The 15,743-nt window shown below is 33.8% G+C and carries 17 protein-coding genes; 8 read left to right on the forward strand and 9 right to left on the reverse strand.

The features are described 5' to 3' along the window. Positions 1-24: 24 nt before the first annotated feature. The 5 genes from BMX53_RS12505 to BMX53_RS12525 form a co-directional block, all read right to left on the reverse strand. A complete protein-coding gene (locus tag BMX53_RS12505) occupies positions 25-1,551 on the reverse strand; it encodes an AbgT family transporter (protein WP_074746651.1) in 1,527 nt (508 codons plus the stop codon). 161 nt (positions 1,552-1,712) lie between these two features. Continuing rightward, positions 1,713-2,411 carry an RluA family pseudouridine synthase gene (locus BMX53_RS12510; RefSeq protein WP_074746653.1) on the reverse strand — a complete coding sequence of 233 codons (699 nt, stop codon included), beginning with the start codon at positions 2,409-2,411 and terminating at the stop codon, positions 1,713-1,715. A gap of 140 nt (positions 2,412-2,551) precedes the next feature. Further along, positions 2,552-3,370, reverse strand: coding sequence for a 3-methyl-2-oxobutanoate hydroxymethyltransferase (gene panB / locus BMX53_RS12515; RefSeq protein WP_038986350.1), 819 nt, complete (start codon positions 3,368-3,370; stop codon positions 2,552-2,554). Positions 3,371-3,423: 53 nt separating this feature from the next. Further along, positions 3,424-4,602 carry an SH3 domain-containing protein gene (locus BMX53_RS12520; RefSeq protein WP_074746655.1) on the reverse strand — a complete coding sequence of 393 codons (1,179 nt, stop codon included), beginning with the start codon at positions 4,600-4,602 and terminating at the stop codon, positions 3,424-3,426. A 4-nt stretch (positions 4,603-4,606) separates the two neighbouring features. Then, positions 4,607-6,031: an L-serine ammonia-lyase gene (locus BMX53_RS12525; RefSeq protein WP_074746657.1), complete on the reverse strand. Its 1,425-nt coding sequence runs from the start codon at positions 6,029-6,031 to the stop codon at positions 4,607-4,609. Positions 6,032-6,659: 628 nt separating this feature from the next. On the opposite strand from BMX53_RS12525, the gene dnaK reads away from it, so the two are divergent. The 7 genes from dnaK (at position 6,660) to BMX53_RS12560 (ending at position 12,664) form a co-directional block, all read left to right on the forward strand. Next, the gene (dnaK, locus tag BMX53_RS12530) at positions 6,660-8,555 is read left to right on the forward strand and encodes a molecular chaperone DnaK (RefSeq protein ID WP_074746659.1); all 1,896 of its coding nucleotides are present in this window, start codon (positions 6,660-6,662) and stop codon (positions 8,553-8,555) included. A gap of 134 nt (positions 8,556-8,689) precedes the next feature. Further along, positions 8,690-8,923, forward strand: a complete 234-nt coding sequence (locus BMX53_RS12535; RefSeq protein ID WP_074746661.1) for a hypothetical protein — start codon at positions 8,690-8,692, stop codon at positions 8,921-8,923. Between the two features lie 4 nt (positions 8,924-8,927). Beyond that, positions 8,928-9,263, forward strand: coding sequence for a type II toxin-antitoxin system RelE/ParE family toxin (locus BMX53_RS12540; RefSeq protein ID WP_074746663.1), 336 nt, complete (start codon positions 8,928-8,930; stop codon positions 9,261-9,263). 69 nt (positions 9,264-9,332) lie between these two features. Further along, positions 9,333-10,037, forward strand: coding sequence for a DUF1444 family protein (locus BMX53_RS12545; RefSeq protein WP_074746665.1), 705 nt, complete (start codon positions 9,333-9,335; stop codon positions 10,035-10,037). 347 nt (positions 10,038-10,384) lie between these two features. Further along, positions 10,385-11,131: a hypothetical protein gene (locus tag BMX53_RS12550; protein ID WP_074746667.1), complete on the forward strand. Its 747-nt coding sequence runs from the start codon at positions 10,385-10,387 to the stop codon at positions 11,129-11,131. Positions 11,132-11,173: 42 nt separating this feature from the next. Beyond that, positions 11,174-11,911, forward strand: coding sequence for a hypothetical protein (locus BMX53_RS12555; RefSeq protein WP_074746669.1), 738 nt, complete (start codon positions 11,174-11,176; stop codon positions 11,909-11,911). A 15-nt stretch (positions 11,912-11,926) separates the two neighbouring features. Further along, positions 11,927-12,664 carry a hypothetical protein gene (locus tag BMX53_RS12560; RefSeq protein WP_074746671.1) on the forward strand — a complete coding sequence of 246 codons (738 nt, stop codon included), beginning with the start codon at positions 11,927-11,929 and terminating at the stop codon, positions 12,662-12,664. Positions 12,665-12,965: 301 nt separating this feature from the next. On the opposite strand, the gene BMX53_RS12565 is transcribed toward BMX53_RS12560, so the two are convergent. Genes BMX53_RS12565 through BMX53_RS12580 form a run of 4 tightly spaced genes read right to left on the reverse strand, consistent with a single transcriptional unit; the run spans position 12,966 to position 15,033 of the window. Then, a complete protein-coding gene (locus tag BMX53_RS12565) occupies positions 12,966-13,457 on the reverse strand; it encodes a GNAT family N-acetyltransferase (RefSeq protein WP_074746673.1) in 492 nt (163 codons plus the stop codon). Then, positions 13,454-13,993, reverse strand: a complete 540-nt coding sequence (locus tag BMX53_RS12570; protein WP_074746675.1) for an NADPH-dependent FMN reductase — start codon at positions 13,991-13,993, stop codon at positions 13,454-13,456. The genes BMX53_RS12565 and BMX53_RS12570 overlap by 4 nt, the downstream gene beginning before the upstream one ends. A gap of 6 nt (positions 13,994-13,999) precedes the next feature. Beyond that, positions 14,000-14,656 (reverse strand): hypothetical protein, encoded by a 657-nt coding sequence (locus BMX53_RS12575; RefSeq protein ID WP_074746677.1) that lies wholly within the window; start codon positions 14,654-14,656, stop codon positions 14,000-14,002. A gap of 2 nt (positions 14,657-14,658) precedes the next feature. Further along, positions 14,659-15,033 carry a hypothetical protein gene (locus tag BMX53_RS12580; RefSeq protein WP_074746679.1) on the reverse strand — a complete coding sequence of 125 codons (375 nt, stop codon included), beginning with the start codon at positions 15,031-15,033 and terminating at the stop codon, positions 14,659-14,661. Positions 15,034-15,115: 82 nt separating this feature from the next. On the opposite strand from BMX53_RS12580, the gene BMX53_RS12585 reads away from it, so the two are divergent. Further along, positions 15,116-15,688 (forward strand): Crp/Fnr family transcriptional regulator, encoded by a 573-nt coding sequence (locus BMX53_RS12585; protein ID WP_038986368.1) that lies wholly within the window; start codon positions 15,116-15,118, stop codon positions 15,686-15,688. Positions 15,689-15,743 lie beyond the last annotated feature (55 nt).

Below are 15,743 nucleotides of genomic sequence, written 5' to 3' on the forward strand. Positions count from 1 at the left end.
TATTGTGTATTTTGATGTGGAGTACTATTGTGCACTGTAGAACAACTGAGCACCTGGCCCGATAGGTAATTCTAGTAATAGCCAGATAACAAATAATATAGACCAACCAATAAAGAATGTAATCGTATATGGTAGCATCGTAGATACAATAGTTCCTATTCCTGCTTTTTTATCATAACGTTGCATAAAGGCCACTATTAAAGCAAAATAACTCATCATAGGAGAGATGATATTAGTAACGCTATCACCAATTCTATAAGCGACTTGAACTAATTCAGGTGAATATCCTAATAACATAAACATAGGAATAAATACAGGAGCCATGATTGCCCATTTAGCAGAAGCACTTCCCATAATTAGGTTAATCAATGCTGATACAACAATAAACATCAACATTAATGGAATAGCTCCTAATCCAGAACTTTGTAAAGTCTCAGCACCTTCGATAGCAAAGATTAACCCTAAATTCGTCCAGTTAAAATAAGCAACAAATTGCGCAGCGAAAAATACTAGTACAATATAAGAACCCAGAGTTTCCATTGCTTTAGACATACCCTTCATTACATCTGTATCGTTCTTTATTGTCTTAGCACCTATTCCATAAGCAATACCTGCTACTGCTGCTCCAATAAATAAGAGGGCCACAATACCTGACATAAATGGCGATTTCAGAATACCACCGTCAGTTCCTCTTAAATAACCATTCTCTGGAATAAGTCCTCCCAGTATAAAAGCTGTAAATAATGCACCTGCGATAATAGTATAGATTAGACCTTTCTTTTCTTCTTTAGTTAAAGGATCGATAGAGATAGCTTTTTCTTCACCAGTATACTCACCTAATCTTGGGACTACTATACGCTCCGTAACCCATGTTCCTAGTATGGCAATAATAAAGGTAGAAACAAAAAGGAAGTAATAGTTAGAGGCAGGATTAACTACATAAGTAGGATCTATAATTCTAGCAGCTTCTTCTGATAGACCTGCTAATAGAGGATCTATAGTACCTAATAATAGGTTAGCGCTATAACCACCAGATACACCAGCGAATGCTGCAGCTAATCCAGCGATAGGGTGTCTCCCAGCCGCTAAGAAAATAATAGCCGCTAAAGGAACTAATAATACATAACCTACTTCACTAGCAGTATTAGATAAAATACCAGCGAATACGATAACGAATGTTAGTAATTTTTTAGGTGATGATAGTACTATCTTCTTTAGTATAGTACCAATTAGCCCAGAACCTTCTGCAATACCAATACCTAATAATGAAACTAAAACAGTACCTAATGGTGCGAAGTTAGTAAAGTTGGTAACCATCTTAGATAGGATTAGATGAAGACCTTCTGCACTTACTAAGTTAAATGATTTAATCTCTTCTTTGGTACCAGGATGTATAACGGAGAGATCGAAGAAGCTCGCTATCCATGAGGCAATAATAACTAATAAGGCAAAACTAGCAAACAAAGTTGCTGGATGAGGTAACATATTACCGATCTTCTCCACACTAGATAAGAATCTATCTACTAAACTTTTTTTAGGTTTATCATTCATTTATCAAAAAATTATGTAAAAATGAAAGATAGTGAAATTTGTCAATTATCAAATAGGTGTATTAAGAAGAAACGAAATATGTTTAGTGTATTCTTTAATTGATTATTATATAAAAATCCCTCTCGATTTTATGTAAAAAAGAGAGGGATATCTATACGATGTTATTTACTTTCTATATTATTCCAAATTACTTCATCAGGAGTAGGGGCTACTATTGTTAGTGTTTCTTTCGTCACAGGATGAATAAAGGTAAGTTTACGAGCATGTAAGTGAATACCTCCATCAGGATTACTTCTATCGGCACCATACTTTAAGTCACCTTTTATAGGACAACCTACAGCTGATAGCTGACAGCGTATCTGATGATGACGTCCAGTGTAAAGGTCTATTTCTAAAGCAGAATAAGTCTTTAACTGATGGAACATTCTGTACGTTAGCTTAGCTTTTTTACTATTAGGAACTTCCTTGTTATGTGCTTTAGAAGTATTGTTCTTCTGATTTCTAACTAAGAAGTGTTCTAGGGTGTCTTCTACTTTAGGAGGAGCATCTTTTACCACAGCCCAATAAGTCTTTTGAGTTTCTCTGTTTTTAAACGATTCGTTTAATCTACTAAGAGCCTTAGATGTTTTAGCGAATACTACTAATCCTGATGTAGGACGGTCTAATCTGTGTACTACACCTAAATATACTTCACCAGGTTTATTGTACTTCTTTTTTAAGTATAGTTTGACGATATCACTAAGTGGTATATCGCCTGTCTGATCCCCTTGTACGATATCGCCTACGCGTTTATTAATGACGATGATATGGTTATCCTCGTGTAGTACTTGTAGGTTTTCGGGTGTAGAGACAATCTTCATTTTGTAATAATTTTAAACAAAAATATCCTTTTTTAGATAAACCTAGAATTTACGTTAACCTTTTACTGTGAGTTAATTAGTTACCATATATTCTAGGCTTAAAAAAGGATATTCTCTGTATTTTTAATATGTAAGTTATTCTAGTACTGTTCGTTCTCGTTAGGGAAATCAACAGACTTTACATCATCAACATATTGAGCTACTGCGTTTTTCATATCTTCGTAGATATTCATATAACGGCGTAAGAATTTAGGACTAAACTCATGAGTAAGACCGATCATATCATGTATTACTAATACTTGCCCGTCTACACCATTACCTGCACCAATACCGATAACAGGGATAGAGATACTCTCAGCAACTTTCTTAGCTAATGCAGCTGGTATTTTCTCTAATACTAGAGCAAAACAACCAATTTCTTCTAACATTTTAGCGTCTTTGATAAGTTGATTAGCTTCTTCTTCTTCTTTAGCTCTTACTGTGTAAGTACCAAATTTATAGATAGATTGAGGAGTAAGACCTAAGTGTCCCATTACAGGTATACCAGCATCTAAGATGCGCTTAATACCATCTTTAATTTCTTCTCCACCTTCCATTTTTACAGCGTGAGCACCACTTTCTTTCATGATACGAATAGCTGAACGCAAAGCTTCTTTTGGATCAGATTGGTAAGAACCAAAAGGTAAATCCACAACAATTAGCGCTCTGTCAGCTCCACGTACTACAGACTGTGCATGGTAGATCATCTGGTCTAATGTGATCGGTAATGTAGTCTCATGACCAGCCATTACGTTACTAGCAGAATCTCCAACAAGCATAACGTCAACTCCACCAGCTTCTAATACTTTAGCCATAGAGTAGTCATAACACGTTAGCATTGATATCTTCTCTCCATTAGCTTTCATATCTATTAGCGACTTAGTTGTCACTTTTTTATAGTCTTTTTTTGCTACAGACATTTTTCTTGTTTTTAGGGTTATTGTAAAACTATATTAATAACTAGAATTGTTGATTAACAGAAATAAATCAACTCTATTTTACTCAGCTTACCATCCTTGAATGTGAAGCGATATGCCGAATCACCTGTAGGTATTTGATAAGCTTTATCAGTAGATAGAATTGTATTAATTAATCCTTTTCCAGTTTTTAAAAACTCTTTTTCTGTAGTATTCTCATCTAGAATACTATTGTTGATCTTAAATCCAGCACCATTACCCATTTGCACAATTCTTAGGGTATATGTTTTATTGATATCATGCCCGATACACTCTGCAGAAGCGAATAAGATATTACTCTCATAGTCTCCTAAAGCACAATCATCTAAATGAGCATAGCTATCTTTTACCTTGCCGAAAGTCTTTTCTAACGTGGCTAAGCTAAACCCTTTTTTTGGTTCTATCACATTATTTAACGTAAAACCAAACAGTTTTTTAGAAATCAAACTTAACGTTTTGTCAAACTCTTCATCCTCAGGAATAGCTTTTAGCACCTCTGATTGTAACCTTGCGATAGCAGCGCGTTCTGGTTGAGCATTCTTATCTGCATAGTCTGCAAATATCAATAGTGCCTTAGCATTATCATCATCATTACTGTTCCATCCTAGCTCTACTATACGCTGCATAAATCTTTTTTGATCCTTAGCTTCTGTTGCTTTTTTATAGCTAGTGATAAGACTGTTTAAGTTTGGTCTTTTTCCTAAGTACTTAACAGGGATATATCCTTGACCTTCGTTAAACTGTATTTTAGTCCAAGCTTCTTTGTCGTAAGGATAGTAATCTATCCCTACAGGTGTACCATTATATAGAACACCGATAGTCTCTGACTGATGGTTAGGTTCTTTTCGCACTTTTAGACCTCCTACTACTGTAAATAGGTGAGGGCTACCATAGTAATCATCGAAGTCTATAATAGGAGCAGGAGATGCTTCAGAAACATCCTGTGATACTAATACTTCTTTTAAATTTTCTGTGTCTAAGATGTATGTTGTTCCTAAGAACTCATTAGTAATTTTAAAAACATCTTTATTCACTTTTTCTACATTTTCTAAGTAGGCTCCACGTGTATAGATACCGACCTGTGTAGTACCAGTAGCATCATTATAGGCTACTGTAGGAGTAGATACATAAAGTTTGCTCTGACCTAAAGCGTAGGCAGAGATAAGGAAACATAATATTCCGATTGTTTGTTTCATCTGATTAACAGTCTGATAAGTTTACAGCTACAGCAAGACCACCTTCTGAAGTCTCTTTGTATTTATTATTCATGTCTTTTGCAGTTTCCCACATTGTATTTACTACTTTGTCTAAAGGAACTTTAGCATTTTTAGGATCAGTATCTAAAGCTAGTTCGGCCGCATTAATAGCTTTAATAGCTCCCATAGTATTTCTTTCGATACACGGTACCTGTACTAAACCTCCGATAGGATCACATGTAAGTCCTAAGTGGTGTTCCATAGCTATCTCCGCAGCTACAGTCACTTGTTCTGGTGTTCCACCCATAAGTTCACATAATGCTCCTGCAGCCATAGCACTAGATACACCGATCTCTGCCTGACATCCACCCATAGCAGCAGATATAGTAGCTCCTTTTTTGAAGATACTACCTATCTCACCAGCTACCATAAGGAACTGTTTAATTTCTTTTTCTCCAGCTTTGTGATTCTCTATTACTAGGTAATACATTAATACAGCTGGTATAACTCCGGCACTACCATTAGTAGGAGCTGTAACAACACGACCTAATGAAGCATTTACTTCATTTACAGCTAGTGCAAAACAACTTACCCATTTAAGGATTTGTCTGAAATATACTTTAGTTTTTCTAATAGTCTGTAACCATTCTTGAGGAGTATTATATGGCAATTCACCTTTCAGTTTAAGGTGAGTGTCATAAGCACGTCTGCGCACATTAAGTCCTCCTGGTAGTATACCTTCTGTATGACAACCTATGTACATACATTCTAGCATAGTATTCCATACACGCATAAGTTCGTGATGTATCTCATCCTCTGTACGAATAGACTTTTCGTTTTCGTATACGATTTCAGATATAGATTTGTTTTGTTCTTTACAGTATGCTAATAACTCTGTTGCTTTATCAATAGGGAATGGGAAGGTAGCTTTGATTTCATCATTTTCCACATTCTGTGCACTTTCTTCTTTTACTACGAATCCTCCACCTATAGAGTAGAACGTAGACTCATATAGTTCGTGTTCACCATATTTTACAGTGAATGTCATTCCGTTAGCATGAAATGGAAGAAAGTTTCTATTAAAGACAATATGTTCTTTTGGGTTAAATGTAATAGGTTTATTACCACCTAGAGCCAGTGATTGAGAATTATTAATCTTCTCTATAATTCCACTGATATCTTCTACAGGTACATATTCTGGGTCAGCTCCACTTAATCCTAACATAACAGCTAAGTCAGTAGCATGACCAACTCCAGTAAGAGAAAGTGAACCAAATAAGTCAATTTTTAAGTAATTAACTTGATCAAAGATTTGGCGTTCGCGCAATTCTTTTAAAAACTGCTCAGCGGCTCTCCAAGGTCCTAAAGTATGTGAACTCGAAGGACCTACACCAATCTTAAGCATATCAAATACAGAAATACATTCCATAAAATAGTAGTGATTTTAATAATACGAAGATAGCTAAATTCTAATCAGGCACAACTTTTCTCGATTTATTTAACGCAGGATGAGAATTGTTTTTTGATATGGAGTTTTTGATTTTCTAAGCCTTAGAATAGAGTACTGCTTATTAGAGTACTTATATAGGGCAAAAATGTTTAAACTGGTATGAATGACTATTTGATTTGTTTCAATTTGCTACGGATTGTAAGCATAGTTAAGTAATAATGTAAGTATAGTTTAAGTACCATTTTACAGTGTTTTGGTACTTGCACTATACTTACACTATACTAGCATTGTACTAACACTGCATAGAGAAGTGACCCATAGTGAGTAAAAAATCTAATGTGTGAATAGTGATATTCTTTAAAAGTGGAGTTTAAGTATTCATACTCATTTAGGTAAAAGGAATTAGTAAATAGGGTGTCAGTAAAAACTGACGAAAGATGTAATAAAATAGGCTGCTATAGTTTTTAAAATGACATTATGACATTATTTAAACGCAAAAACAGACAAAAGATTCCTTTTTTTCTGTTGGCACAAAGATTGTTTAGTAGTAACCGAGCTTGAAGCTTAAAACATTTAAATAAGTATAAAAATAAACTATAAAAATATTATGAGTAAAATAATTGGTATTGACTTAGGAACTACTAACTCTTGTGTTTCTGTAATGGAAGGAAATGAGCCAGTAGTAATTTCAAACGCTGAAGGAAAAAGAACTACACCATCTATCGTAGCTTTCGTAGAAGGTGGAGAGATTAAAGTTGGTGATCCAGCAAAACGTCAGGCAGTAACTAACCCAACAAAAACAGTTGCTTCTATCAAACGTTTTATGGGAGAGAAGTTCAGTACATCAGCTAAAGAAGTTGATGCTGTGCCTTACCAAGTAGTAAGAGGAGATAATGATACTCCACGTGTAGATATCGACGGACGTTTATATACGCCACAAGAGATTTCTGCAATGACTCTACAAAAAATGAAAAAAACAGCTGAGGATTTCTTAGGACAAGAAGTAACTGAAGCTGTAATTACTGTACCAGCTTACTTTAATGACGCACAACGTCAAGCGACAAAAGAAGCAGGTGAAATCGCAGGATTAAAAGTTAGACGTATTATTAACGAGCCTACAGCTGCTGCGTTAGCATACGGATTAGATAAAAAAGGAACAGATCAAAAAGTAGTAGTATATGACTTAGGTGGTGGTACATTCGATATCTCTATCCTTGAGTTAGGAGACGGTGTATTCGAAGTATTATCTACTAATGGAGATACTCACTTAGGAGGAGATGACTTTGATAACGTAATCATCAACTGGTTAGCAGATGAGTTTAACGCTGCTGAAGGTGTAGATTTACGTAAAGATGCTATGGCATTACAACGTTTAAAAGAAGCTGCTGAGAAAGCAAAAGTTGAGTTGTCATCTGCTACACAAACAGAGATTAACTTACCTTACGTTACAGCTACTGCTTCAGGACCAAAACACTTGGTACAAACATTGACAAGAGCTAAATTTGAGCAATTATCAGATGATTTAGTACGTCGTTCTATGATTCCATGTGAGAAAGCGTTAAAAGATGCTGGTTTATCTAAATCAGATATCGATGAGGTAATCTTAGTAGGTGGATCTACACGTATCCCAAGAATCCAAGAGGAAGTAGAGAAATTCTTCGGTAAAAAACCACACAAAGGAGTTAACCCTGATGAGGTTGTAGCTATCGGTGCTGCTATCCAAGGTGGTGTATTAACAGGAGATGTAAAAGACGTATTATTATTAGACGTTACTCCACTTTCATTAGGTATCGAGACTATGGGAGGTGTATTCACTAAGTTGATTGAGTCTAACACGACTATCCCAACTAAGAAATCTCAAGTATTCTCTACTGCTGCAGATAACCAACCATCGGTTGAAATCCACGTATTACAAGGAGAGAGACCAATGGCAAACGATAACAAAACAATCGGTCGTTTCCACTTAGATGGTTTACCACCAGCACAAAGAGGTGTGCCTCAAATCGAAGTAACTTTCGATATCGATGCTAACGGTATTATCAAAGTATCTGCTACAGATAAAGGAACTGGTAAATCTCACGATATTCGTATCGAAGCTTCATCTGGATTAACTGAAGAAGAAATCCAAAGAATGAAAAAAGAAGCTGAAGCTAATGCTGATGCTGATAAAAAAGCAAAAGAAACTGTAGAGAAAATCAATGAGGCTGATGCTATGATTTTCCAAACAGAAAAACAATTAAAAGAGTTCGGAGATAAATTATCTGATGGTAATAAATCTAACATCGAAGGAGCTTTAGCTGAATTAAAAACAGCTTTTGAAACTAAGAACTTAGATACTATCCAACCAGCTTTAGATAAAATCAACGAAGCTTGGAAAGCAGCATCTGAAGAAATGTACAAAGCACAAGCTGAAGGTGGTCAAGCAGGTCCTCAACAAGGACAGCCAAACCAAGGTGGTGATGCTGATGGTACACAAGACGTAGAATACGAAGAGGTGAAATAATCCTCCCCGTTTTATAGTTATAAAGAGAGAAACCGAGTCTGTATGGACTCGGTTTTTTTGTTGTTAATATTTGATTGATAGTGCTTTGCGTAGTTGAGTAATCATTATCTTTGTACTTTTAAAATGAATAGGTTATGAGTATAGAAGCGAAGAAAGAGCAGTTGGTCGATTACTTAAAAGGTATTCAGGATGAGAAGCTATTAGATAAGATTAGTAGTTATGTGACTTCTTTATTAGAGGAAGAGGCAATGTTTGTTCCTATGACAGAAGAAGAGTTAGAAGAGCGCTTAGCTATTTCTCGTAAAGATTATGAAGAAGGGAGATACTATACTTTAGATGAGGTTATAGAGATGAGTGATAAGTGGTAAGATCATGAAGGTTATATTATCTCAATTCACAACAAAGAAGCTAAAAGAAATCTATAGCTATTATAGTTGTTATGTAGATGTTGAGAAAGCGAAAGAGGTAAAGGGAGTTTTGTTAGCTTCCATTATGCAATTAATAGACTTCCCGTTTTTAGGGCAAAAAGAGTTGTCTTTCCACAGTAGGTATGAAAGAAGGTATCTATTAACTTTAAATTATAAGATACTGTATGAAATTGTAGATGATAGTGTTGTTGTTTTAGATATCTTTCATACTAAACAATCACCTCACAAGATGTACTTGAATGAAGAACCAAGTGAATATGTTATAAAAAGAAATATATAAGAAGAACCGAGTCTGTATAGACTCGTTTTTTTTTGTTTGATATAGAAACTGTATATTTAAATAAAAACTATGGGAATTTTTAGTAAACTGTTTGGTAATAAACAACATCAGGTAACTTCTTCTACAACATCAAAGAATACCAATAAGCAACAAAAGAATGATTTAAGTTGTCTTTATCCTCAAATAAGATCAACTGATGATAGTAGTTTTATTGAAGATATAACTAATAGTGATGTGCTAACAGAGAACTTTGTAGATGGACTTGTTATTTGTTATGTGTTAGATAATGGAGAAGGCTTTGAACAGTTAACTAAACGACATCTAATAGAATATGGAGTAGAATTTGAAGAGGTAAGAAAAATAGCTTATCAGAACTTAGTACAAAGGTTTAAAAAACACAGTCAAGTTGGAGAATTTGAATTCGATGAACAAGAAACGGATAGACCTCCTTTTTATACTATTAACTTCGATGATAATTTAAATGCTTCTGTGATGCTTATTGAACCGTTCTGGAGAATAGATGCTACATCAACAGTAAATTCTGATTTAATTGCTATTAGTATCCCTGCAATGGATATTTGTTTGTTTACTAATTTTCGTGAGCAAGAAGATTTTAACCTTATGAGAGGTATGGGGCAAGGAACTTATATTACCGCTAAAAGTAAAGAAAGAGAAGTAACAGAAAAGATATATATACGCAAGAATGGGGAATGGGTTTTATACTTAGATACTCCAGAGCAGTTAGAAGAGTTGTTTAATGAGGAATTAATATAGTTTAATGCATAGAAAAAACGAGCTACCATAGCTCGTTTTTTTTATATAGAAGTTATGTTGTTTGTCAGGGGTATTTAGTTTGTATTTGATTTTTATAGCTCATTGTATAATTTATAGGTATAATTTAGAGTTTTTGTTCTTTTGAGATTATTGGTTGTAAGTGTGTTTTTTCTGTTAATTATGTTTGTATAGAGGATGTTTAATGTGTAATTATTGTGTTAATTGATTGTAATTTAAAATATTTATCATTGTTAATTTGTGCTTTTAATCATTGTTTTTTTTATTAATTTTATTAAATAATTTATTTTATTTGATTATAGTTACTTTTAATAAAATTAATTTTGTATATGAGAGGTTGTGTTATTTTATGTTGTTTTTTTTATTCTTTATTTAGTTTTGGGCAAGTTGGTATAAATGTACCTATACCTTTAGAAGCATTACATATTGATGGAAGTAAGAATAATCCTGTTGGTGTAAAACCAAGTGTTGATCAAGCAAAAGATGATTTTGTTATTACTAAAGAAGGAAATGTGGGACTAGGTACTTTCGAACCAAAAGCCAAATTAGATATAGAGGGTAAAATGCGTATAGTAGATGGAAATGAAGGAAATAGTAAGGTAATGATGTCAGATGCTGTAGGTAATCTTAAATGGCAGTCTATCCCTTATATTGTTCCTACTGTATTGGGGCAGTTTGAATCAGGAACAGCAAGGAGTGATAAAAGTAATACAGGTATAAAATATATACATTCTAAAGGATATATTACTTTGTCAAAAGGAAGATGGATTGTCAATGCTGGATTAACTCTTGTTATTTCAGCTAATCAAGATCTTTGGTTACAAGCTATATTATCAAGCTCTAAGACTAGTAAAGAGCAAATAGGTTTTAGATTTCAAGGTAATGCAGGTAATAATACAGCTTATGCGTCTCGTATGAAAGTTGTAGCAACTAATTACTCTTTACTTTCTGGAAGTTCAGTTATAGATGTTACAGCTGATACAGTTACACTTTACCTTATGATTGATAACTTAGGTGATTGGAGTTTTAGCTCAGGATCATGGGAAAATTATTTTTATGCTATACCAGTACTCTAGTGAATGATGAGTATCAAGTAAATTTATTTAGAAAAGTGAGTTATGAGAAATAAAATAGTTTTATTAGTACACATCTTGGCTTTTAGTTTAGGCTATGCTCAAACAGGTATTAATGCAAAAGTACCAATGCAAATGTTGCATATTGATTCTAAGGGGAATAATCCAGTAGATAGAGCTGTTAGTACTATTGAAGTTAAAGATGATTTTGTTGTGACAAAGAACGGTGAGGTTGGAATAGGAGTTGTTAATCCAACAGTGAAGTTAGAAGTAGACGGAACTATTCGTTTAAAGGATGGTACAGAAGGAGAAAACAAAATTTTAATGTCAGATGGACAGGGACTTGCTCACTGGGAAAAAGTTCCATATGATATTCCAACTGTTATTGGAAATTTTGAAAGTTTAAGTTCAGTATTATGGACTAATGAAACTGATGATGTATTCCTTTATTCAAATTATAAAATAACCCTTACAAAAGGACGTTGGGTAGTAAACTTAGGGATAGTAGTAGATATTACAAATTCAGATACATGGTTTCTTTCAATTATTTCTTCTTCAAAGACTGTAAAACAGCAGAGTGGATTTGTTTTTAATACAGTAGCAAAGACAAATACTTCTTACGCTGCATATTTAAGACCCGGAAAAGGATTTTTATCAGGGAGTTCTATTATAGAGGTAACAAATGATATAGTTGATTTGTATGTGTTAATTAGAAAAAAAGGAATTGGGGTATTTGATCCTAAAGGGGAGCAAAATTATTTCTATGCAACACCAGTTCTTTAATTTAAAATATTGATTATGAAAAAAGTAGCTGTACTAGTAATATTGTGTTTTTATTCAATCTTAGGATTTGGTCAAATTAGTGTTAATACTAGTTTACCAATGCATCCATTACATGTAGATGGAAAAGGTAATAATCCAAAAGATAAAGCACCAAGTGCAATTGAGGCTCAAGATGATTTTGTAGTCACTAAAGAGGGGAACGTAGGTATAGGTGTATTGAATCCTACTGTTAGGTTAGATATCAATGGAGGTAGTTTAAAAGTTGTAAGTACTGGTAATGATGCAGGGAAAGTTTTAACATCAAATGGAGATGGCATAGCTGAGATTAAATCGCTACCAAGTGTTTTACCTGCTGTGATCGGAAAGTTTAATCCAGGTGGAGTAAATAGTACTACTACAAATCCTGAAGGGTCAATTTTTACTAATGCGACGATTACACTGAAGAAAGGAAAATGGATAGTAAATTGGGGGTTAACTTTAAGTGTAAGAACAAACCCTATATGGTTAACTTCATATTTATCAACAGCAACTACTACTAGGGCAGAGAATGGTTTTATATTTTTAAATGGAGGAGCTTCTAAACCTTCTATTGGAGGAAATTTATGGCCAGGTTATGCTTTTCTATGGGGAAGCTCATTAATTGAAGTTACTAATGCAGAAGTAACAATAAATATATTAGTTAAGAATACTCACGATTGGAGTTTTACTCCTTCTTCTTGGGAAAATTATTTATATGCTATTCCTTTTAAATAAGAATGTGTAATAAGATTTATATAAAAAAACCGAGTCTATATAGACTCGGTTTTTTGTTGTTAGTGTTTGATTTATAGTGTTTTTATATGAATGAGTGATCGTTGTATTTGTGCTTTAAAAATGAATAGGTTATAAGTGTAGGAACAAAGAAAGAGACAGAGGATGTAGAGTATTGACAGGCTATTTCTCGTAAAGATTATGAAGAAGGGAAGATATTATACTTTAGGTGATGTTATAGAAATTAGTAATAAATGGTAATGTTATATACTAAAAAAGCTGACTCTTTTACGAGTCAGCTTTTTTAGTATAATGTCTTTTCATAACAGTTAAACACTCCTTTTCTGAATTGTACTGTGCCTACTAAGGTGTATCCTTTCTTTAGGTAGACTGCATTTGCAGTATTGTTTAGAGAGTACGCATCAAAGCGAATAGAGGCGTACATATTTGTCTTGGCATATTCTTCTGCATATTGTATCATTTGGCTTGATATTCCTTTTCCTTGAGCGGTAGGTTTAACGAATAAGCGATGAATTACGACAAACGGAGTAGGAGTATTCCAGTTGAGGTCATCGTATTCTATATCGTACTCTTCGTTTAAGACCATATAGGCTAAGACCTGTTCGTTTTCTGTGTAGATATAAGCTTGCTTCTTTTGAATGTCATTAGAGATAATATCTTTATTAGGATAAGATTCATCCCATTGATCAATCCCTTGACTGAGCATATGTTGTTTTACTTCTTCTAATACTTTTAAAGTTTGAGATAAGTCGGTAATATCAATTGGTTTTATCATTGTTTTTGACTTGTGTTGATTAGTTCTATAAAAGAAGAGATGAAAGCATCTAATGTTTCTTTTGTTTCTATGTCTATTACTTCATTAGGCAAACTTGTTTTGCCTTTTGCTCCACGAATTAAGAGTGTTGTGTCAGAAGTAAAAATAGCCATTAGTGTTTGCATAATGAGTTGTAGTTCTTCATGTCCCTTTTCTCCATTAGCTGATGCTGTAATTATCCCTAAAGGCTTATGCATAAAGGTAGGCGAAGAGACACACCATTCTAAAGCATTCTTTAAACCACTCGGAATACTGAATATATACTCAGGTGTAGAGATTAAGACTCCATCAGCATTTAGAATTAGCTCTCTAAACTTAGTGATTTCAATAGGTGTGTTTTCATCAGTAAGTATAGGGTCAAAGTGAGGTAGCTCCTTTAGACTGTCATAAACAGTGATGTTTAGTTCAGTTTTTGCTTGCTGTTTAATGTAGTTAATCAGTGTATGATTAGAGGAATTAGCACTTGCACTCCCTATAATGGCAACTATGTTTTTCATTTGTAATTATAAAGTATGAGGGTAATTAATCTCAATGATATCTTCTTTTAGTAACTCCCAATCTTCTAGTTCCGGATTTAGAGTTAATATCATTTCTTTAGTTAGTGTTGTGCCTTGATAAATTTGTCTGATAATCTCTTTCTTTTGAGCTGTCATAGACTCTTCTTCTTCATCGAAGTAATAGTTGGTTGCCCAATTAATATATGTATCCGGATTATTGTCAAAGATGTATAATTGATCATCAGAACCATCCTGCTGATTATCTACTTGACCTATTGTCCATTGTTGGTTGTTGTCACTCCAGATACAATAAGTTGTACCAATACCACTAATATACTCTCCAAAAATAAACTCTATGTATTGACTAGGGAGCCCTGCTGTTAGATCTTCTTTATTAGGGAGGCTCTCTTCAAAATCATATAGTTCATGGTCAAAGCCATTGATTACTACTCCGTCATTTCTAAACAGTATAACCATATCATTGCCTTCACCATCTCGCATCTGAAAGAATTCTTCATCATCAGACCAAATATGATTGTATAAGTAGTATCTATATTCCCAATCTTGACATAGTATAGCATCTAATGTGGCAAGTGATTTACACAATTCTTTTAGTTCTTTAGGATTTGGTAGATTCCCTCTATTTGTGGTATTTAGTTTCATAGTTATTTCGTTTCTAATAATATATCTAGTTCTTCATTATTGTAGTAATTAGGAGTGGTTAATCTCAATTGGTTAGGTAGTTCACTAGCTACAAGTTCATCGTATATGAATGAGAAATTGATGTATGGAGGTACAGCTAATATCACTAAGTTATAGGCGATAATAGTATAATCATCATTAATATCTGTAGTACCTTCTAATATAGTAATACCTCTATCTGTAATCGCATTAGTGATAGTATTGACAATGTTTTCCCATAACTCCTCTAAGTAGTCAAAGCTATTGTGTATATCCACGATGGCGTAGCTAAATTGTATAGATAGCGTTACTTTTTTGGGATAAGGGATAACCAAATCGTGTTGAGTGATTATAGGCATAATATTGTAATGAATAGCTAAAGGTAAACAATTGCAGGCTTAATTGCTTATTTTTGTAGATAGGATATTTTTACAACTTATTATGTTCGATTTATTAATTCAGCACATTCAAGAGAAAGTACAACTAACTTCAGAAGAAGCGATTCAATTAGAAGCGTATTTTACATTTAAGAAGCTAAGAAAAAAACAGTATCTCTTACAAGAAGGAGAAGTGTGTAAGTATATGACTTTTGTAAATAAAGGAGTGCTGAAATCATATGTTATAGACGAAAAAGGAGTGGAGAATATCAATTTTCTAGGTTGGGAAGGCTGGTGGATAGCAGATTCGTATAGCTTCTTTACAGGAGAGAAAGGAGTGCTAAATATAGACGCTTTAGAAGATGTAGAACTGTTGTTAATTTCAAAAGAAGACTATGATAAGTTAGTAGTGGATATGCCTGTAATGAGTACCTATTTTAGAATACTATATGAGCGCAGCTTATCTAATAAAGACAGACGTATTCTGAGTAATATAGCTTATAATGCAGAAGAGAAGTATGCACAGATTATTACTTGTTACCCTGAATTGCTCAATAGAGTTCCACAGCACCTATTAGCTTCTTATTTAGGACTAACCCCAGAGACAGTTAGCCGTATAAAGAAAAAGATGAAATAATCTCATTGATGTAGATCAATGGAATGCCTTGTTTTAGATCAATGCACAGGTATTT

The organism is Myroides marinus (assembly GCF_900109075.1).
GTDB lineage: Bacteria > Bacteroidota > Bacteroidia > Flavobacteriales > Flavobacteriaceae > Flavobacterium > Flavobacterium marinum_A.